At 70.3% G+C, this 17,369-nt stretch carries 26 protein-coding genes; all 26 read right to left on the bottom strand.

Translation table 11 applies throughout. The features are described from left to right. Positions 1 to 8: 8 nt before the first annotated feature. Positions 9 to 1,649 (bottom strand): hypothetical protein, encoded by a 1,641-nt coding sequence (locus DMA15_RS17595; protein WP_125513770.1) that lies wholly within the window; start codon positions 1,647 to 1,649, stop codon positions 9 to 11. Continuing rightward, entirely contained in the window at positions 1,633 to 2,109 is a 477-nt protein-coding gene (locus DMA15_RS17590; protein ID WP_240659837.1) for a hypothetical protein, read from the bottom strand. The genes DMA15_RS17595 and DMA15_RS17590 overlap by 17 nt, the downstream gene beginning before the upstream one ends. Positions 2,110 to 2,713: 604 nt before the next feature. Beyond that, positions 2,714 to 2,905 carry a hypothetical protein gene (locus DMA15_RS17585; RefSeq protein WP_125513769.1) on the bottom strand — a complete coding sequence of 64 codons (192 nt, stop codon included), beginning with the start codon at positions 2,903 to 2,905 and terminating at the stop codon, positions 2,714 to 2,716. Positions 2,906 to 3,038: 133 nt separating this feature from the next. Then, positions 3,039 to 3,239: a hypothetical protein gene (locus tag DMA15_RS17580; RefSeq protein ID WP_125513768.1), complete on the bottom strand. Its 201-nt coding sequence runs from the start codon at positions 3,237 to 3,239 to the stop codon at positions 3,039 to 3,041. 186 nt (positions 3,240 to 3,425) lie between these two features. Next, positions 3,426 to 5,516: a cell division protein FtsK gene (locus DMA15_RS17575; RefSeq protein ID WP_125513767.1), complete on the bottom strand. Its 2,091-nt coding sequence runs from the start codon at positions 5,514 to 5,516 to the stop codon at positions 3,426 to 3,428. Between the two features lie 87 nt (positions 5,517 to 5,603). Beyond that, positions 5,604 to 5,750 (bottom strand): hypothetical protein, encoded by a 147-nt coding sequence (locus DMA15_RS36705; RefSeq protein WP_164551781.1) that lies wholly within the window; start codon positions 5,748 to 5,750, stop codon positions 5,604 to 5,606. Between the two features lie 2 nt (positions 5,751 to 5,752). Next, positions 5,753 to 5,965 (bottom strand): hypothetical protein, encoded by a 213-nt coding sequence (locus tag DMA15_RS17570; RefSeq protein WP_125513766.1) that lies wholly within the window; start codon positions 5,963 to 5,965, stop codon positions 5,753 to 5,755. A gap of 26 nt (positions 5,966 to 5,991) precedes the next feature. After that, positions 5,992 to 6,147: a pRL2-8 gene (locus DMA15_RS17565; RefSeq protein ID WP_125513765.1), complete on the bottom strand. Its 156-nt coding sequence runs from the start codon at positions 6,145 to 6,147 to the stop codon at positions 5,992 to 5,994. Next, complete coding sequence (locus tag DMA15_RS36700) at positions 6,144 to 6,305, bottom strand: hypothetical protein (RefSeq protein ID WP_164551780.1); 162 nt, start codon at positions 6,303 to 6,305, stop codon at positions 6,144 to 6,146. Before DMA15_RS36700 ends, DMA15_RS17565 begins: the two co-directional genes overlap by 4 nt. Before the next feature lie 92 nt (positions 6,306 to 6,397). Beyond that, positions 6,398 to 6,721, bottom strand: a complete 324-nt coding sequence (locus DMA15_RS17560; protein ID WP_125513764.1) for a hypothetical protein — start codon at positions 6,719 to 6,721, stop codon at positions 6,398 to 6,400. Then, entirely contained in the window at positions 6,718 to 6,882 is a 165-nt protein-coding gene (locus tag DMA15_RS36695) for a hypothetical protein (RefSeq protein WP_164551779.1), read from the bottom strand. The genes DMA15_RS17560 and DMA15_RS36695 overlap by 4 nt, the downstream gene beginning before the upstream one ends. Then, positions 6,879 to 7,985 (bottom strand): hypothetical protein, encoded by a 1,107-nt coding sequence (locus tag DMA15_RS17555; RefSeq protein WP_125513763.1) that lies wholly within the window; start codon positions 7,983 to 7,985, stop codon positions 6,879 to 6,881. The genes DMA15_RS36695 and DMA15_RS17555 overlap by 4 nt, the downstream gene beginning before the upstream one ends. Beyond that, positions 7,982 to 8,224, bottom strand: coding sequence for a hypothetical protein (locus DMA15_RS17550; protein WP_125513762.1), 243 nt, complete (start codon positions 8,222 to 8,224; stop codon positions 7,982 to 7,984). Before DMA15_RS17550 ends, DMA15_RS17555 begins: the two co-directional genes overlap by 4 nt. Further along, positions 8,224 to 8,559 carry a hypothetical protein gene (locus tag DMA15_RS17545; RefSeq protein WP_125513761.1) on the bottom strand — a complete coding sequence of 112 codons (336 nt, stop codon included), beginning with the start codon at positions 8,557 to 8,559 and terminating at the stop codon, positions 8,224 to 8,226. Before DMA15_RS17545 ends, DMA15_RS17550 begins: the two co-directional genes overlap by 1 nt. Positions 8,560 to 8,657: 98 nt before the next feature. Next, positions 8,658 to 8,945, bottom strand: coding sequence for a hypothetical protein (locus tag DMA15_RS17540; protein WP_240659836.1), 288 nt, complete (start codon positions 8,943 to 8,945; stop codon positions 8,658 to 8,660). Continuing rightward, positions 8,942 to 9,559 (bottom strand): hypothetical protein, encoded by a 618-nt coding sequence (locus DMA15_RS17535; RefSeq protein WP_125513760.1) that lies wholly within the window; start codon positions 9,557 to 9,559, stop codon positions 8,942 to 8,944. Before DMA15_RS17535 ends, DMA15_RS17540 begins: the two co-directional genes overlap by 4 nt. Then, complete coding sequence (locus DMA15_RS17530; RefSeq protein WP_125513759.1) at positions 9,556 to 10,008, bottom strand: hypothetical protein; 453 nt, start codon at positions 10,006 to 10,008, stop codon at positions 9,556 to 9,558. Before DMA15_RS17530 ends, DMA15_RS17535 begins: the two co-directional genes overlap by 4 nt. Next, a complete protein-coding gene (locus DMA15_RS17525; protein ID WP_125513758.1) occupies positions 10,005 to 10,349 on the bottom strand; it encodes a hypothetical protein in 345 nt (114 codons plus the stop codon). Before DMA15_RS17525 ends, DMA15_RS17530 begins: the two co-directional genes overlap by 4 nt. Continuing rightward, a complete protein-coding gene (locus tag DMA15_RS17520; RefSeq protein ID WP_125513757.1) occupies positions 10,346 to 10,534 on the bottom strand; it encodes a hypothetical protein in 189 nt (62 codons plus the stop codon). Before DMA15_RS17520 ends, DMA15_RS17525 begins: the two co-directional genes overlap by 4 nt. Continuing rightward, positions 10,531 to 10,770, bottom strand: coding sequence for a hypothetical protein (locus DMA15_RS17515; protein ID WP_125513756.1), 240 nt, complete (start codon positions 10,768 to 10,770; stop codon positions 10,531 to 10,533). Before DMA15_RS17515 ends, DMA15_RS17520 begins: the two co-directional genes overlap by 4 nt. 123 nt (positions 10,771 to 10,893) lie before the next feature. After that, positions 10,894 to 12,501 (bottom strand): DEAD/DEAH box helicase, encoded by a 1,608-nt coding sequence (locus tag DMA15_RS17510; RefSeq protein WP_125513755.1) that lies wholly within the window; start codon positions 12,499 to 12,501, stop codon positions 10,894 to 10,896. Positions 12,502 to 12,838: 337 nt separating this feature from the next. Next, a complete protein-coding gene (locus tag DMA15_RS17505) occupies positions 12,839 to 15,700 on the bottom strand; it encodes a DUF927 domain-containing protein (protein ID WP_125513754.1) in 2,862 nt (953 codons plus the stop codon). Continuing rightward, positions 15,697 to 15,981 carry a hypothetical protein gene (locus DMA15_RS17500; RefSeq protein ID WP_125513753.1) on the bottom strand — a complete coding sequence of 95 codons (285 nt, stop codon included), beginning with the start codon at positions 15,979 to 15,981 and terminating at the stop codon, positions 15,697 to 15,699. The genes DMA15_RS17505 and DMA15_RS17500 overlap by 4 nt, the downstream gene beginning before the upstream one ends. A gap of 87 nt (positions 15,982 to 16,068) precedes the next feature. Beyond that, positions 16,069 to 16,335 (bottom strand): WhiB family transcriptional regulator, encoded by a 267-nt coding sequence (locus DMA15_RS17495; RefSeq protein WP_125513752.1) that lies wholly within the window; start codon positions 16,333 to 16,335, stop codon positions 16,069 to 16,071. Beyond that, positions 16,332 to 16,961 carry a hypothetical protein gene (locus DMA15_RS17490; protein ID WP_125513751.1) on the bottom strand — a complete coding sequence of 210 codons (630 nt, stop codon included), beginning with the start codon at positions 16,959 to 16,961 and terminating at the stop codon, positions 16,332 to 16,334. Before DMA15_RS17490 ends, DMA15_RS17495 begins: the two co-directional genes overlap by 4 nt. An 8-nt stretch (positions 16,962 to 16,969) precedes the next feature. Next, the gene (locus DMA15_RS17485) at positions 16,970 to 17,320 is read right to left on the bottom strand and encodes a hypothetical protein (protein WP_125513750.1); all 351 of its coding nucleotides are present in this window, start codon (positions 17,318 to 17,320) and stop codon (positions 16,970 to 16,972) included. Positions 17,321 to 17,369: the final 49 nt, after the last annotated feature.

The following is a 17,369-nucleotide window of genomic DNA, read 5'->3' as shown; positions in this document are numbered from 1 at the left end:
AGACCTCCTCATCCGCCGTAGTAGTAGGACACTTCCTGCTCTGCCAGGCCTGCCGCGATGACGTCGCCGAGCGCCTCGTGCGCGAGCACGGACGCCACGCAGGCGTCGATCTTCTGGGCGGGGCTGGCCTTGCGCAGCACGTACAGGCCGGACGGGCGCTCGGCCATGCGCGTGTTGGCCACGTGTGCCTCGGTCAGCTCGCAGCCGTCGTGGGTGAAGCTCGCCGCGCGCGCACCCTCGGCGGTGTTCCGCTTGACCACGTCGGTCTTCAGTCGCTCGGCGGCCGCGTGCATCTGCACCATGCGGCGCGTGTACCAGCGGATGACGCGCTCCTCGCCGTACAGGTCCACCCACTCATCGACCTCGGTGTCCCAGTACGGCGGGTCGGCGTACAGGCGAACCACGTCGTAGCGGTTCATCAGCTGGTCCATGGCCGCGCGCACCTCCGCGCGCGGGACCTGGCCGCCGTAGTCGGCGGGGTTCCAGATGGTCGGCTCGTCGTTCGCTCCGTACAGCGGGGTGAACTGGTAGCCGTCCATGGTCTCGGCGCGGATCGCGGTCCAGTCGTCCATGTCCGAGCCGTCGAACCCGAGCACGATCCGCGTGTACGCGCGCACGCGCCGGGGCTTGGCCTTGGCCGCCCACTTCTGTCCGTCCAGCCAGCCCGCGCTGCCCGCGACGCACCGGTTGCCGAAGAACCGCTCGGCCTGCGCCGGGTCCTTCTCCATGATCTCGGCGGCCTCGGCCTCGATGGCGTCGAGGTCAACGTGGTCCGATCCGGCGTAGACGATCGTGTGGATCTTCCGGCGGTCCCGCTTGTTGGCGTAGGACAACGTCCTGGGCGCCTCCGGGTGGTACTTGAAGATGTCCTTGACCTTGGCCTGGGACGTCGTCTGTGCCACGGACTCCTCGGACGGGTCCCACCCGTTGGTCGTCTCCATCGAGCGGCCACCCATGCCGGCCGCGCCGCGGCGCTGCGTCTCGGCCGCCTTCCGCAGCTTGTTCACCGCCGTGTACAGGCCGGACTCGTCCTGCATGGCGAAGATGATCGGGTTGCCGAGCCGGGACAGAGCGGACGACGTGACCGTCTCGATCTTCCCGTCCTCGCCGACCCGGGTGAACTCCTCACCCGCCCGCATCTGCTCCTTGAGCGGGCCCTTGCGCACCATCGACTGCAGCGGCCGGTAGATGTTGTCGACCTGGGACTCGGACGTCGCCATGAGCTGGATCAGCGGAGTCGGCCACGGCGTGCCCATGGGCTCGCCCGGCTCGTACTCGTACCACCAGCCGCACGAACAGCCGTGGTCCTGACACCGGTAGCGTTCGCCGCCGCGAGCCCAGCCGTTGAACACGACCGGGCCCGCGGCTTCGGCCAGGACGATGGTCGCCGACCACGGGCCCTTGCCGGTCTTCTGCGGCGCCACCACCTGCGAGCGCCGGTAGTGGAACGCGGGCGCCAGCTGGCCGAACCTGGCCGTCGGCTTCACGCGGTAGTGATTGACGGTGCACCACAGCTGCCACGGGTACAGCTCCATGTCCTCGCCCGCGCGGAATCCGTCGGGTACGGGACAGTGCCGTTCGATCCAGTCGGGCACGATCCACAGGGTGGGGAAGTCGACGACGAAGCCGGGGTCAGGCGCCTTCGTCACGGGGCACGACCTTGAGCCGGTCGCGCGCGCTACGGCGACGCGGCACCTCAGCGGCCGGGGCCGCCGTCTCCTCGACCTCGTCACCCGGGGCGATCCTCCACCGGTTGCGGAGCATGCCCTGAACGGACAGACCGAGGCTGTCGAGGTAGCCGCGCACCACGCGCTGCAAGTCCGTCTTGGCCTCGGGCTGCTCGACCAGGGCGAGCGTGCGCACGAACAGCGCCACCTCGTACTCCTGGGCCGCCTCCTCCCACGCCACGGCCTGCGGACGCGACCACAGTTCGGCCCACAGCTCGTCCTCGCGCGGCGTCATCAGCTGCAGCGGGAAGGCCGGCGCCTCACCCTGGCGCCCCTCGGCGGGCAGTGTCGTCCACCCCGCCTTGTCCGAGGGCCGGTTACGGCGCAGCGCGTTCGGGTCCGGCGGCGGACCGGAGACAACACGGGCTCCCCCACGGGGCATAACGATCACTCCTCGCCGCTGCGTTGCGCAGCACCGACCGCCGTCACCTTGCGTGACGGACACGACCCTTTGAACCTGACGGACCCCCGAGAGCCCTCCCCGGCGTTCGGGACCCCCTGGCCCAAAGGGGTCACCCCCCGGGGTCCTGATCACTCAAAGTGATCTCAAAATCTTGATCTTTTTGATCGATTTCAAATGATCCAAATTCTGAGATCATTTCGAACGTTTCCGCAGGTCAGAGAGCTAAAACTCTCTGTCGTTCCATCCGCCCGGCTGATGCTTCGCTGTCTCGCGTGAGTGATGAGCCTTGGTCATGGCCTGGAGGTTGTCCCAGTCGCGACCACGTGGGCCCAGAGGTCCGAGTCCGTCACGGTGGTTGACCTCGGTGGCCCTGGGCCTGAGCAGTACGGGCAGCTGCTCGCACTCCTCGCACTCGCAGTACGGATGTGTACGCAGGTAGGCGACAGCGAGCCCTCGCCAACGCCCGTCATAGCCCTTGCTGGTGGGGCTTGGGCGTGCGGCTCTGGCCTTGCCCTGGCACGCCTCGCAGCGCCCTCCAGGGGTGAGCGTGGGACATCCGGGCGTGGGGCAGACCTGGAGCGCCTTACGCGCCACTGAGGACGTGCAGCTTGGCCATGAGCGGAGCCACTCGGTTGAGCATCGGCCCCTCGGCGTGCCCGCAGCTGCACTCGAGGCGGGACTTGCCCGTCAGTGCCCAGCAGCGCCATCCGTCCTGCGGCGGGAGTTCCTGCTTCTCGGGGATCACGCTCACGTCGTGCACGGGGTAGGCCAGCATGGTCGTCTCCATCCGCGCTGGAACACGACGAAGCCCCGGCTGGGTGTCCTAGCCGGGGCTTCGCGTGCGTCTGTGGTGCCCGTTTGAGGACACAAGTGTTCACCGGGATCGTCACACAGGGCCTGACCTGCAGTCAAGCAACGGCGCGCTGTTGGCGTGCTTGGGCGAGGGCGGCGACGTCGGGGACGGCGTAGTACGGGTGCCGCTCGGTGCCGCCCGAGCGGGTCAGGCGGCCTCGGTAGACGAGGTTGCGGAGGGCGCCGGCACTGACGCCGAGGACCTGACGGGTCTGCTCGGCGGTGAGGTGGCCGGGCCGGATGAACTGTGGCTCCATGCGCCCCATAGTGCCGCCTAGACGGCCTGGCGGGGGTGATCCTGTACCCCCTCTACACCCACTACGTTGCAGGTGGGGGGCCACTACAGGGGGGTCTACGGCAGTAGAGACCCCCCTCTAGATCCACTCGCTGGGTAGCGGGGTTTCGGAGGGGGGCTTGTAGAGGGGTTCGTAGAGGGTCCCCCTCTACCGGGTGTTGAGGAGCTCGGCGGGCATGGCCGCCTCAAGGTCTTCCCGCCGGTATCCGGCGAGGTTCTTTCCGCCGATGTTGACCTGCTTGGTGGTGCGCTTCACCCCCGCGTCGTCGAGCTCCTTGGCGAGGCGCTCGGCGTCCCAGTCGCCGTAGTCCTCATCGAGGTTCTCCAGGCGGACGAGGATGTCGGCGGTGTGCATCTTGACGCTGTGGCGCATGACGGACAGGCAGTCGGACAGGACGGGGCTCACGGTGACGCCGGAGGCTTCGGCGATAGCGCTGGGGTCGTTGGCGGCATCTCCGGTGAGCGTTCCGGCCTGCTCGCGCAGGGCGCGGCCCTTGGCGCACATGGCGTTGAAGCCGGCGGTCTCCAGCATGTCGGCCTTGACGGTCACGAAGCTGGCCGGCCCGGTGACGAGGACGCCGACGCCCTTGTGCTCTTCGGACAGGACGGACGCGTCCGCGCCTTGGGCTGCCTTGCCCTTGCCAAGGACCATGTCGGAGGACGTCTGGTCGGTGACCTGTGTGCTGTAGCGGATGGTGATGATCTCGCGGAGCTTGGTGGGCACGGACTTGGCGTCGGGGCGCTGGGACGCGTAGTTGGAGATGAAGCCGGCTGCGGGGCCTCGGCGGGCGATGCGCGCCATGTCGTTGATGATCTCCTCGCGTTCCTGGTCGTCGACGGCGAGGAACGCTTCCTGCAGTTCGTCGACCGTGAACAGGATGAACGGCATGTTGTAACGCTTGACGATCTCGGGGGTCAGCTTGCCTTCGGGGCAGATGGATGTGGGCAGGCCGCGCAGCAGGGCGAAGCGGCGTTCCATCTCGGCGAGCAGTTCCTTAAGCAGGGCCTTGAACGCTTCGATGGCGTCCTCTTCGGCACCCAGAACGAGCCGGTGGGCGACCTGCCGCATCTGGATCCAGTCCTGTCCTCCCTTGAAGTCGGCCACGTAGTGCCGCACGTAAGGGTCAAGCAAGCCTGCCGCGGTGAGCAGGCGCTGGGAGAACGTCTTGCCGCGCCGGGGCAGGCCTCCGAAGAACATCGACTGCCACACAATGGGGATGGAGACGCGGTTGCCGCGGGCGTCCTGGCCGAACGGGATGGCGTCCCAGATCGAGAAGCTGTCGAGGGCTTCGAGCGGCGAGGTGGTGGGCGGGGCGAGGTAGGGGTCGTCGTCGGCGACCCACATGGAGACGCGTCCCGCGTTGCCGCCGTGGGCGGCCCGGACGCGGCTCATGATGACCTGGATCTCGTCGACGCCGAGTTCGGCGGCGAGGTCGACGCGCTTGGCGAGGACGTCGGGGGCCTTCTTCCCGCCGCCGCGGGGCAGGTCGAAGACGACCGCCCAGCCGTTGCCGTCCCGCAGCGGGCCCATGATGCAGTTGACCTTGGGGCCTTCGTCGTCACCCTTGCCCTGCTTGAGCAGGCCGGTGGCGCGCAGGGCGTCGTTGAGCTGCTGGGAGTCCATGGCGATGCGCAGGGGCGGCGTGCCGTGGTCGAGGATCTGCGCCTCGTCGGACCAGCCGATAGCGGTGAGGCCGCCGCACATCAGGCACCCAGCGGCGAACTGCAGGCCCAGAGACGCGTAGTTGAGGGCGACGGCCGCGGCGGTGGCGAGGGTGAGAGCGGTGCCCCAGCGCCAGCGGCGGGCCACGGTCCGCTCCCGGTGCGCGAGGACGGCTTGGGCGGCGAGGACGGTGTCCTCGGGCTTGGCCTTGGCCTGGGCGCGCAGGGCCTTGATGGCGCGCGTGTGGTCCTGCGTGGCGAGGACGGGCCACAGGCGGCGTCCGCCCCGGAAGGCGCCGCGCGCGGAGTAGCCGACGATCTTTACGGCGTACTTGGGGCTGCGCAGGGCGTGGTAGCGGCTGTGCCACCAGGTGACCTTGGCGAAGGCTCCGGTGTTGGCGCGCAGAGATGCCCAGTTGCGTGCCCAGACGGGAAGGATCGGCACGTCGGGGACGGTGAGCCAGTCGGCGAGCGGGTTGTCCGGACGGTCTACCGCCTCCACTTCGCCAGTGGCGTCCGGGGAGTCCTCGGGTGCGTCCTGGGCGTCCTCTAGCGGCTTGATCAGGATGTCGGTCATGCTGGCCTTCCGGTCGTTCTGTTGGGCGGTCCGGGGCCCGGGGACGGCTCTACTTCTTGGTCGTGGTGCGCCGTCCCCGGGGTGTAGCTACTTGCCGGCCTCGCGCTTCGCGGCGCGCTTTTCGAGCCTCTCCAGGGCGCGCTTCTGACGGTCGGTGAGATCGCCGCGGATGACGGCCATGACGTTGATGCCGCAGAGGCGGGCGTACTCGTAGGCGCTGGGCTTTTCTGCCACGGTCACTTCTCCTGGTCGGGGCCGGTGGGGGTGGCCTGGGCGATCGCGGCGTAGGTGCGGGCGATGTCGGCGTGCAGGGCGCCGACGGCGGCGATGTTGGCGACCTTGTGGTGCTCGGTGGGCTGCTGGGTCTTCTCCTTGGCCGACGTCGCCAGGTGGGCGGCCTCCCGGGCGTACTGCCGGGCAAGGTCGAGGTATTCAGCGCGGGTGGTCATAGGGGTCCTCTCCTGGTCCTGGGTGATCACTTGCGGTTGAAATCGGGGCAGCCGTTGTGCAGGTGGTCCAGGCACGGCAGGCAGTCCTCGCGCGGCTTCAGACGGCGGTGGATGCGCTTGTCGTAGGCGTGCTCCCAGCACTGCGGGCACTCACCCGAAGGGGTCTGCTTCGCCTTGCTCATCGGTTCTTCTTGCCGCGGCGAGACGGCTTCTCGGGGATCGGAGTGGTGCGGGGTTCGACGGTGATCGCGAGCATGAGACCGGTCGCCGCGTCGAAAGCGAGCGTCAGCTCCTGCTCGTCGTTCGGGTCGGTCTTCTTCTCGGCGCGTCGCTTGGCCATGGGGTGCTCCTCTCGGAGGCCGGGCTGTCCGGCCCCACCGCACCCCCGCAGGTGAGGAAGATCCCTCACCTGACGGAGGACGGAAGGGCGGGTCAGCGGCCCTTCTGGTGGTCGCGCCACATGCCGCGCAGTACGAGGACGCAGATCGTCAGGCAGACGACGACCAGGCCGAGGACGGCGGCGAGGATCGCGAAGCCGAACACGACGAACATCACCAGGACGACGATGACGATCAGCGCGAGCAGGCCGAAGCATCCGGCCGCCGCGTAGGCACCCCACGGGTGCGCCTTGAGGTCCGGCAAGGGCTGCGTGGTCTGCTGCACCACAGGGGCCGGGCCGTGCTGGGCGGGCGCCGCGTACATGGGGTTCCCGGCGAGGTCGTAGCCGATCTGCTGCTGACGGACGGGCTCGTTCACGACGTCCACCCCCTGATGCGGCGGTTGATGCGCGGCCACAGGAGGGCGCCGGCGGCGAAGGCGAGGACCGGGGGCTGGGAGCCGATGACGGCGAGGGCCGGGAGGAGCGAGGGGAAGGTGACGAGGAGCGAGAGGAGCGCCCCGAACAGGTAGCGCATCATGCGTATCCACCCTCCATCGGCTTGGCCGGGGCCTCGCCGGGCTGCTTCTTCGCGGCGCGGGAGAGGGCGGCGCGGATGTACGGTTCGTCGACCAGGAGGCGGCGGCTGCGCTCCAGATGCTCGGCGATCTGCTTGGCCTTCGCATCAGGCCCGAGGATGGCTGCCGCCTCTTCGACCGCGCCTTGCAGATTCACGGGCTCCAGGGCGCTGACCTGCTGATGCGCGGCTGCATCAGGTCGATGCACTTCGTACTCGGGGGGCTGCTGCCCGAGGGTCAGGGCGACCGCGACGGCGTCCACGGCCACCCCGTAGGTGCCGAGCAGGGTGGCCAGTTCGGCAGGGGGCGCATCAGGTAGTGCATCAGCGGCGAGCCGGATCGCGTCCTGCGGGTTCATCGTCGCGAAGCGCTCGCGCAGCACGTCGATCGCGCTGGCCTTGCGGGGCTTGGCCGGAGCCTCGGCTGCGCTGTACATCGCGGCGAGGGCCGTGTCCGCGCCGCTGGTGATGCGGCCACGCTGCACCTCCACGAGGGCGGCGCCCAGGACGTGGTCACCGACGCCGACGCGGCGCGCGAGCTTCCACGCCGTCCGTAGCGACGCCTGCTGCACGTCCGGGTCGGGGTGCCGCTCCGCGGCGGCCTGGTGGTACGCGAGCTGCTGCACGGCGTTCGCGGTGCGGCGCTGCGCCTCCGCGTCGACGCCGGTGGTGTAGATGACGACGCGGCGGGCGATCAGGCCGAGGCCTTCGGCGGCGCCGCTCATGCCGAGCGGGGTGGCGCCGTAGACGGCGGCCTCGGTGAGGGTGTCGGCGAGAGCGAGGCCGGTGCCGCAGGCGGCGAGCGGGGCGAGCCACAGGCCGACACGGACCCACGCGGGCGCCGACTGGCCGAGAAGGGTCAGCCCGAGCATGGACAACGCCAGGATGAGGGTGAGGCCCTCCCCGGCGGCGACAACACCGGCAGCGGTGGCTTCGCGGTGGAACTCCTCGAGGGCGTTGGAGTAGGTACCGACAGCGCCGACCACGCCCACGGCGACCATGACGGCCGCGGCGGCGCCGAGGACGACCTGCTGGCCCCTGGTCAGTTCACGGGTCGTGGCGGTCACTGATCGCCTCCCTCGTTCAGGAGGGGGTAACCGCGCTCCGCAAGGGCGGCGTTCAGGTAGTCGCGGGCCTCGGCCGCGTCCAGACGGATCGCGAACATCGCGAAGGATAGGGCGACCATGGTGGCGGGCTCGGGGCGCAGTGTGTTGCCGTGCAGCAGCTGCGTGTGGATGGTCCTGTTGGCGGCGGCGAGCAGCTGCGTGTGGCGCTGGCGGGCGGCGAGGCGGTCACGGAGTCCCATCACTGGCCCCCGTCCTGCAGCTGCTCGCCCTCGGCCGCGCGGCGGAGGATCAGCGCGTATTCGCCGCGGGTGATGTCCCGCTCCACGCGGGGCATGCGGGCGAGCAGCATGCGCTCCAGCTGGTCGGCGGGCTCGGAGAAGCCGCGGCGGCGGGTGGCGTACGTGCAGGCGAGCGCCAGCCGCGTGTCCTCGAGCATCCGGTCGTCAGGCCGGTGGCCGGCGAGCTTGTCGGCGATGGCGGCGAGCAGTTCGGTGGCGTCGGCGCGCAGAGCGGCGGCGAGGTCGTCCGGGTAGGGGTGTTCGCGCGCAGGTGGGCGCGTGGAATGATCGGTCATGCCGACTCCTGGTTAGGTCAGGATGTTCGGTGAGAGGGTCGGGCGGTGCGCGCGCCTGGGTGCTCCAACACCCAGAGCTGCTGTCCGGCCCTCGCTGTCTATTCGGTTGTGGTGGCGCCCTCGGCGGACGCTTGCTTGCGCTGATCTCTCCTGAGCGCCTGGTCGATGGCCTGCCAGCTCTTGCCGAGGTCGCGGGCGACTTCGGCGATCGAGCCGAGTTCTTCGACGCCGTCGCGCAGAGCTTGGGCTCGTCGTGCGGCAGATTCGGACGCGAGTCTGTTGAGCTGCTCCAACAGCTCGTCTTCGTCGGCGATCCGTTCCCGCCAGGGCTTCGGTTCCATCGCGTCGACCATATCCAACAGGGGTGTTGGATGCAAGGTCTTCACGCCGCCTCGTCGGGCTGGAAATGAGCGAAAGCGAGGAGGGCGGCCCCGCCCTCGTACACGCTGTCGCACCACCGGCACTTCAGCCGGGTCTCGCCCGGCAGGCGGCTGATCACCGCGCCACACACGCCGGCCTCCGTCATCGCCACGCACGTGCCCAGGCGTTGCCGCCGCGGGGCCGGGTCGCCGACGATCGACCGCGCGGTGCCCTCCAGGTCGCTGATCTCGCGGGCCAGGTCACCGGCGGCTGGGTAGTGGTCGACGATCCACTCCAGCTCCATGGCCAGCCACCGACAGTCCGCGCCCAACTCGGCCGCGGGCGGCGGCCCGTGGTGAGGCCACCGCTCCCGCTGCACATCCACACGCCACAGATGCACTACCTCGGCGGCGCGGCCCCAGGTGACGGTGTCCAGGACGTCCTCGTCGATCGGGGAGCGGGGGCCCGCCGCGCCCCGGGTGGCGACGATCTCGCCCCACCCGGACCGGCGAGGCACCAGGCACTCGCTGACCTCCGCGTACAGGGTGGGCAGCTCGGCCAGGCGCGCGGCCAGCTGCTCCCGGTGGCGGGCGCACAGGTAGCCGCTGGCCTCGTCGCCGCACAGCTCGCAGACGTTCACGGCGCGCTCTGCTCCTTGCGTTCGTCGAGGGCGGCGCGGAGTTCGGCGGCGGCGCTACCGTGCGTACGGAGAACGGCCCACCGCGTCGCGAGGGCCCGGGCCCGCTCGATGGCGGCTGCGTTCTGATCGCACTCCCGCTTGGCCGCGTGCCACTGCCTGTTGCGGAGGCGGATCTGCGCCCACAGGTTCTGAATATTGGTGGGGTCAGCGCCGTTCGCCCGGAGCCCAGAGCGGAGAGTGTGCAGCTCGCTCTCGGCAATCTCGGCGCGGCGGCGCTGCTTCTCGGTGGCCCTCTCGGCACGCTCAGATCGTTGACCCACGAGGGTGGTGAGCCGAGCGGCTGCGGCGACCGCAGCATCAGCCTCTTCCTCGGCACGAGCCACCCGCTGGTACAGCTCGTCTAGAGCGTTGTCGGTGATCGTGTCGGCGGTGTACCGCGTCCCCTTCATGCGGCCCGCTCCTTCCTCGCACAGGTGGGCTTGTCGTGGGCGGCGCCCCTGGTCTCCCAGGCGCGCAGACAGCAGGCGGTCGCCAGCTCGTCCCAGCCCAGGGCGGCCGCGTCTTGGCGGGCGCGGAGCCGGGCGGCGCGCTCGGCTCGTACGGCGGTCGCGCGGCGCTCGTCGGCGGCCGCGCACTCGCGGGCGTGGGCGACCAGGAGCAGGAGGCCGGTGATGAAGAGGCCGACGCCGTACCACCAGTGACCATCGCGGGTGGCGATGGCGGCGCAGTGGCCGACGAGAGCGGCGGCGACGAGGTAGTGCCAGCGGAGTATGCGGGCGGACGGGGTCACAGGTACCTCCCGGTCAGTGGAATGTCGGCGATGCACTTGCGGCGGGCGGCGAGGCCCTGGCCCCAGAGGTCGGCGCCGAGGACGTGCTTGCGGCGTAGACGTCGGCGGGGTGTGAGCGTGCAGCGGCAGACGCTCGTCTCGGCGGTGGCGGGGATGAAGTGCCCGCGCGTGCAGCGGCGGTTCACGCTCGGGGCCCCTCGTGCTCGAAGCTGATTACGATCTCGTCGTCTGTGACGTGGAAGCGCAGGGCGTCACCGTGGAGTGGCCGGTCGTCGGGGATCTCGTGGTGCTCCCGGTAGGCCCGTTCGGCGACCGCCCACGCCTTGCCAATCTCATCCGCTGCGGCACCCCACGGTTCGACGGCGGGGACGCGCCAGCGGCGGATCGTGCGGGTCACCGTCTCGGTCGTGAAGTCAGCCACGGGTGGCCTCCTTCTGGCCGTGCTGCTCCTGGCGGCCCTCAGCGGGGGCGGGTTGGTCGTTCATGGGTTCCTCCGTGGTGTGATGGGTGGAGGTCCGGGCCTGATAGCGACAGGCCCGGACCGCTACGCGGCGGGAAGGATGAGCTGGCCGAGGACCTGTCCGACGCGGTCCTGGTCGATGAGATCGGCGACGTCCCCCGCGGTACTCCCGCGCGGCACTGCGATACCGAGACGCCGACACAGCCGGACCTGCTTGTCCGTGGGGTGGCTGCGGCGCCACCGGGCCTCGCGGGCGACGAATGCCTGCGGGGCCAGGACCTTGGCCTGCTGCTCCAGCCAGGCCAGGGCCTCGGGCAGCGGCCGGGCCACGTCATCGCGGGGCGGGTGCACTCCGTCTGCCTGCGTCCAGCGACGCATCCGGTACAGACGCGTCCCGGGGTCCCGCAGCAGGAACAGGAACATCGCGCTCGTCAGGCGGATGAACCAGGTGCCGTTCTCGGTGCGCAGCCAGCGGATCGCCGACTCCCCGAACAGGCTGATCTCCTCGACCTCGACCCGTGCCGCCAGCGCCCGCCGCTTCTCCGCGGCCGCGTGCTGCTCGGCGACCTCCCGGAGGCTCTTGCCCTCCTCGGCCTCGCCGACCTCCCTCGCGGTCAGGTCGACCATGGAGGCGAGCTTGTGACGAGACGCCGCGCCCATGACGTCGAGCAGCAGGGCGTCCCGCTTCCCGGGCGCCGGCCGGAGGCCGCGGCCGACCATCTGCACGTACAGGCCGGGGCTCTTGGTGGGCCGGGCGACGACGACGCACGACGTGTGCGGCGCGTCGAATCCCTCGGTGAGCACCATGCAGTTGGTGAGCACCTGGACGTCGCCGGCCTCGTACCGGGCGAGGGTGGCGCGTCGCTCGTCGCGGCCCATGTCGCCCCACACCGGGGCGGCGGCGATGCCAACCCCGCGAAGGGAGGCGGCGGCGGCCTGTGCGGTGGCCACGGTCGGAGTGAAGACGACGCCGGGCCGGTCGCTCGCGTGGTCGGCGTACGCCTTGGCGACGGCGTCCAGGGCACCGGAGTCTTCCAACGCCTTGCCGAGTTGCCCGTCGACCAGGTCGCCGCCCCTCGTCTTGACCTTGTTCAGGTCGAGGGTGTCGACGGTGATGCTCTTGCCGCGGACGTCGCACAGGTAGCCGTCGCTGATCATGTCGAGGATGTCGAGGCGGAAGACGACGTCCTCCCAGACCTCGGCCAGGCCACCGTCAGTCCGCGTCATCGTCGCCGTGAAGCCTGCGGTGGGCACGCCGTCCCAGGCGCCGAAGTGCGCGAGCACCTCCATGTACGAGCGGGCGGCGGCGTGGTGGCACTCGTCCACGATGATCAGGCCGATGTCGCGGATGGCCTCGCGCCGTCGTTGCACGGCCAGGGTCTGGACGCTGGCGACGATCACGTCGGCGTCGTGGTGGTCGTCCCGCGACGCCTTGACGATGCCGACACGCAGCATCGGGTCGACCGCCAAGAGCTTGGAAGCGGCCTGCTCGATCAGCTCCTCTCGGTGCGCGATGACGAGCACTCGGCGGCCGCCGAGGCCGTCGAGCATCTGATGGGCCAGGTGCGAGAAGACGACAGTCTTCCCTGCGCCGGTTGGCAGCACGACGGCCAGGCGGGTCTGCCCGTTGTCCCATCCCGTGCGCAGAGCCTCGATGGCGTCGAGCTGGTAGGGGCGGGGCGTGAAGGACATGGAGCACCTCAATTCGGTGGAGAGAGGAGAGGAGCGGTACGCAGTGCGTACCGGCTGCGTACCGGCTGCGTACCGGCTGCGTACCGGGCAAAAAGCGGCCCTGACCTGCTCTTATGTCTCTCTCTAGAGACAGTGGTACGCAGGTACGCAGAAACAGACAGGGGTCGATGTGTGCGCACGCCCGCACGCAGGCGCGCACGCACGCCCACGCCTGAGGGGTGCCATTTCCGGGCGACTGCGTACCGCCCCCGCGGCGGCACTCGTGACCCGCCTGAACTGGGGTTTCGTCGGGCGCCGGGTGGTACGCACCTCGTGCGTACCACCCGGCTCACGGTGCTCATGCGGCGTCGTCCTGGTCGCCGTAGGGCATGCCCTCGGGAGTGAAGGCGAGGCACTTCGCGCGGGCGCCGTCGAACCGACGGGGCACCAGGTGCGGGGGCCGCTGGCTCTTCAGGACCTTCAGGTAGTTGGCATCGATCCAGCTGCCGACGACGGCGTCGAGCGAGTAGCCCGCCTCGGCGAGGATCTTGCGGGCCCGCTCCGGCAGCAGCGCGACCTCGGTGACGCCATCCTTGGACGACAGGACGCCGAGCCAGCCGGAGAAAGGCGGCCGTTCACCCATCGCGGCCCGGGTCGCGCTGTACAGCTCGTGAGCGTGCCCGGCCACGTACTCCCTGACGACGTCGAGCGCCATGTCGGGGCGGTTGTCGGTGGGGTTGTGGGCGGTAAACAGGCCGCGCCACACGTCGTGGCTGAGAGGCTCGTACGGCAGCAACCCACGGCCGCACGCCAGCGCCTCGGCCAGGGCGAGAACAGCGACCATCGGCGCGCGCCGGTTCGTCATGTCGCCGCCGCCGCGGAACTCGTCCACCAGGCGGCGGTGGTGCTCCTTCAGCTTGTCGCGGCCGTTGGGCTGGGCGAGGCCGCTGAGGATGTACTGGATGAACTCCGGCCCCGCGTGCCCGTGATGGGCAAGTACGCCCTCCCGGGCCGCAGCTGCGACCGGGCCGCCCCCGTCGCCGAACGGCGCGATCGTTGTCCCGAGGATGCGGGCCGCCGCGCCCTGGGAGGTCGTGAAGGAGAGCGCCGGCCGCTCCCCAGAGGACAGGAGGATGGTCTCCCAGGGCAGCATGTTCCCGAACGCGCCCCCGCTCCTCGCCTTTCCGTGGTTCATCGGGAGCTGGTACAGCACCTCATCGATGAGGCTGTCGTCCGTGACGGCCATCGTCTCGTCGAAGACCGTCACGATCCCGCGGACCAGGTTCAGCCGCTTCTCGATCGCGTACAGCGTGGTGCGCCAGTTGCTCATCGCGGAGGCGTGCTCGGACGGGTCTGCCCACGCACTGAGCGCGACCTGAAGCGCCGTGGTCTTGCCCTTGGTCGACCGGCTGGAGATGTCCAGCGTGAAGGAGTTGAGGCCAAGCGGCTTGAGCAACGGAGCGGCGAGCGCGGCCGCGATGGCGACGCGCGGCACCGGGAAGTCGGCCAGGCAGGCGATGGTGTCCTGCCAGCCCTCCAGCGTCCCTTTCCTGGCGTGTGCTCGGGCCGGGCCGCGCTGCTCCTCGAACGCGGTGTCGACCTTGATGCCGTCCTCAGGGGAGGAGACGAACGTGCCGTCGTCCTGCCAGCCGAGCCAGCGGGCGAGCTGCTCGGACGGGATGCGATGCACGTTGGAGGCCTCGAACTCGGCCAGCCATTTCTCGACGGCCCGCGCGTCGCCTTCAACGCACGGCAGTCCGGCGCTGCCCAGGGTCTCGATTAGCTTGCGGCCGCGCTTCGCGGTCTCGCGGGAGACGATGCGGGAGATTCGGCGGGGCCGCCCCAGGCTGCGGTCGATCCACGACAGCTCTACGTACTGGTCGCCTTCGGGGTCCTCGAACGTCGCCGTGATGACGAGCGGTGTGTAGGTGACGCGGTTCCAGTTCTCGCCGCTCGCGCTGAGCACCTCGACTCCGCGGCCGGTGACGCGGTAGTCGTAGGGCGTGCGCACGGCGGCGGGCAGGCCGAACGCGTCCGCGTAGTCGAACCCCTCGCGTCCGTCGTCGTCGCCCTGCGGCTCCTGCTGTTCGTGGTCAGCAGCGGCGGGCACCTCGTCGGCGTCCTGCTGCTCGCGGGCAGGCGCCGGTGCAGGGCTCGGGGCACCGACTGCAGTGAGGCGGCGAGTGCCGTAGCCCTGACGGGCAAGCTCTCGTGCGGCGGCCTTGTGGTCGCCGCCGTGGTTCAGCAGGGCGTAGGCGCCGAACTTGCTGTAGGGCACCTCGGCCTCGAACACGGTCGAGGTGCTGAACACGTACAGCCTGTCTCGATCATTCGCATGTCCAGTGGTGGCAGAGAAGCCGTTCGCCTTGCCCTCGCGCCGCCAATACGTGGTCTGGCCGCGTGCGACGACGGGGGTGAACTCGCCGTGGAGGATCTCCTCCCAGGAGGCTCGATCCTCGAAGTCGTCGCCGGGCCGCAGTGTGCCGTCCTGCCGGGGCTGTGCCGGGCGCGGTGCGGCTTGCGGGGCCTCCCGCTGCGGCAACTGGTCCAGCATCCGGCAGTGGTCACGGATCGCGGCCATAGTGTTCGCGTCCAGGGCGGGGATCGTGCCAGGGCCGCCCGCCAGCCGGACGTATGGGCGCCCGGTGGCGTGGACGGTGCCGCTGGACGGCTCGACCAGCCCGTACCCACCCTCGCCTCGGGTCTCAATGAGCACCCGGACGATGCGTGCGTTGGGTCGCTCGCGCAGCCGTTGACGGTCTGCCTCGGTGTACTCGTCCTCGCGAGCGAGTCGGCTCGCCAACTTCGTGTTCCCAGGGACGTCGCCGCCCTCGACGCGGACGCGGTAGTGCCGGCCGCCGGACGGGGACTCGGTCACCCAGCCGTTCAGGATCGAGTGCCACGCCTCGGCGATGTCGGGCCCGGCAGCGTCCATGATCTCGGTGGCCTCGTTCAGGAGGCCTTCGCGGATGGCGAGGCCCTCGAACTCGATCAACTCGACGTTGCTGGAGACCTTGCCGTAGACCACGGCGATGCCGCGGGGCCGGTCTCCGCCGAACCAGCCGTCGTGCTGCTCGGGCGTGGTGCGCTCAACCTTGTAGTCGAGCCAGGCCACGGCGGGCTTCTTCGTGCCGTCGGCCTTGATGGGCAGGACGCACAGGCCAGCGTCGTGCAGCTCGCGGGCGGCGGCCCGGAGGTCGGCTGTCTGCGTGTCGGTCAACGCTGCTCCCCGTGGTGCTGGGCCAGGTGCCGCTTCTTGACGTTGTCGATGAAGGCCTTCACGCCGGCCGCACCAACCCATCGCTTCGTTTGGCCAGGGACGGGGTCGCAGCTGTGGATCGGTCCCTCCAGGCGGTGCGGGCAGTTGGGCCTCAGGCACTCGTACTTGGCGCGCAGGTTTTCCATGTCGACGAACAGCACGCCGTCGAACGGCGGGGTGTCTCGGGCACGCGGAGCGGCGACGCGCCGGGTGCTCGGGCTGGTGCCGGTGGTGTCCGCCACGGTGGTGCCCTTTCTGTCGCGGAACGGGTGGAGAGGGTTGGTCCGCCCGCCGCCGCAGAGGACAGCGGCGGCGGGCGGCGGTGCGGGTTACTCGTGGCTGCGGAGCCGACGGCGTTGGCGGTGGGTGAGGCCGCCCCAGACACCGCCGAGCTGGGGGTGGGCGAGCGCGTAGTCGAGGCACTGGGTGCGGACTTCGCAGGCCAGGCAGACCTGCTTCGCCTCGCGGGTCGAGCCGCCCTTCTCGGGGAAGAACAGCTCGGGGTCGGTCTGGGCACACAGCGCGTCGTCCTGCCAGGTGCCGGGCTGGGCCTCGGCGGCCGGGACCGAAGTCCCGGCGTGCACGGTCGTCGTCATTCGTTGGCCTCCTCGTCAGGCAGCTGCTTCAGGCGCCGCTCGCGGGACGAGTCGCTCTTCGGGGCGAGCCAGGAGGCGACCTTGGCGCGGTCCTCCACGTCGAAGAACAGCGCGACCGGCATCCCGTCGCTCGCCGTGGCGCCCACGATGAGGACGGGCGGGTCCTCCGGGGCGGGCTCCATGGCGACGTCGAAACGGTCCACGATCAGCGGGTCGGTGAGTCGGTCCGCCGTGTCGATGGCCTGCGGGGTGAGGGCGTAGGCGATCGGGTCCTCATCGGCGGTGCGGGCGCTGGTGTGCTGGCCCTCCAACTCGGTGACGCGGGCCTGCAGCGTTTCCCGCTCGGACTGTCCGGTGCGGAGCGCGGCGAGGGTGTCCTGCAGCGCGGCCCGCAACTCGGCGATGTCGCAGCCCAGTTCGGTCGGCGCATCGCCCACCGGCATCGGCAGGGCGGCCACCGACCTGGCGATCCCGCGCGCGGCGAGTTCGGCCTGCGTCGCCATCACGTACTCAGGGCAGCTCACGGAGTCCGTGACCGCGTAGAGGCCGAGTCCGTCGCGGGTGATCGCGCGGCGCATCCACACCACGCCGTCCCGCGTGATCAAGACCAGCGGGTCATGTGTCATCGGGGCGTTCACGCGGCACCGCCCTCGGCGGGGCGCAGTGCGAGGCCGTGGGAGGCGGCCCATGTGCGGGCCTGCTCTTCCTGCCTGCGGGCGTAGTGGGCGTCGAAGTCGACGTAGCCGTAGGCGCGGTACGTGATGGGCCCGAACTGCAGGTCGGCGTTCGCGTTTCCGGCGTCGTCGTACTCGACGACCAAGCCGTGCGCAGCCGCGAACTCCTCGACGGCGGTGTTCGTGCTCATGGGGAGCAGGAACCGCTGGTCGATGGTGCACGGCACGCTCGGCGTGGCCTCGAGGAAGTCGGCGAACTGGAGGAGTCCGGCGATGAACTCGGAGCGCTGGTCTGGGATGATGTCGGTCACGGTGACCTCTGCTTTCTCTGGTGGGTGGAGGCGCCGTGTCGGGGGTCGC

It is taken from the genome of Streptomyces sp. WAC 01529, from assembly GCF_003945545.1.
In the GTDB taxonomy this organism is placed as follows: domain Bacteria; phylum Actinomycetota; class Actinomycetes; order Streptomycetales; family Streptomycetaceae; genus Streptomyces; species Streptomyces anatolicus.
This window is presented reverse-complemented; position numbering and strand designations above follow the sequence as displayed.

Excerpts from the sequence above, each read along its gene's own strand:
- DMA15_RS17590 (WP_240659837.1), bottom strand. The coding sequence starts at position 2,109 with ATGCCCCGTGGGGGAGCCCGTGTTGTCTCCGGTCCGCCGCCGGACCCG.
- DMA15_RS17585 (WP_125513769.1), bottom strand. The coding sequence starts at position 2,905 with ATGCTGGCCTACCCCGTGCACGACGTGAGCGTGATCCCCGAGAAGCAG.
- DMA15_RS17580 (WP_125513768.1), bottom strand. The coding sequence starts at position 3,239 with ATGGAGCCACAGTTCATCCGGCCCGGCCACCTCACCGCCGAGCAGACC.
- DMA15_RS17575 (WP_125513767.1), bottom strand. The coding sequence starts at position 5,516 with ATGACCGACATCCTGATCAAGCCGCTAGAGGACGCCCAGGACGCACCC.
- DMA15_RS17570 (WP_125513766.1), bottom strand. The coding sequence starts at position 5,965 with ATGACCACCCGCGCTGAATACCTCGACCTTGCCCGGCAGTACGCCCGG.
- DMA15_RS17565 (WP_125513765.1), bottom strand. The coding sequence starts at position 6,147 with ATGAGCAAGGCGAAGCAGACCCCTTCGGGTGAGTGCCCGCAGTGCTGG.
- DMA15_RS36700 (WP_164551780.1), bottom strand. The coding sequence starts at position 6,305 with ATGGCCAAGCGACGCGCCGAGAAGAAGACCGACCCGAACGACGAGCAG.
- DMA15_RS36695 (WP_164551779.1), bottom strand. The coding sequence starts at position 6,882 with ATGATGCGCTACCTGTTCGGGGCGCTCCTCTCGCTCCTCGTCACCTTC.
- DMA15_RS17550 (WP_125513762.1), bottom strand. The coding sequence starts at position 8,224 with ATGGGACTCCGTGACCGCCTCGCCGCCCGCCAGCGCCACACGCAGCTG.
- DMA15_RS17545 (WP_125513761.1), bottom strand. The coding sequence starts at position 8,559 with ATGACCGATCATTCCACGCGCCCACCTGCGCGCGAACACCCCTACCCG.
- DMA15_RS17530 (WP_125513759.1), bottom strand. The coding sequence starts at position 10,008 with ATGAAGGGGACGCGGTACACCGCCGACACGATCACCGACAACGCTCTA.
- DMA15_RS17510 (WP_125513755.1), bottom strand. The coding sequence starts at position 12,501 with ATGTCCTTCACGCCCCGCCCCTACCAGCTCGACGCCATCGAGGCTCTG.
- DMA15_RS17495 (WP_125513752.1), bottom strand. The coding sequence starts at position 16,335 with ATGACGACGACCGTGCACGCCGGGACTTCGGTCCCGGCCGCCGAGGCC.
- DMA15_RS17490 (WP_125513751.1), bottom strand. The coding sequence starts at position 16,961 with ATGACACATGACCCGCTGGTCTTGATCACGCGGGACGGCGTGGTGTGG.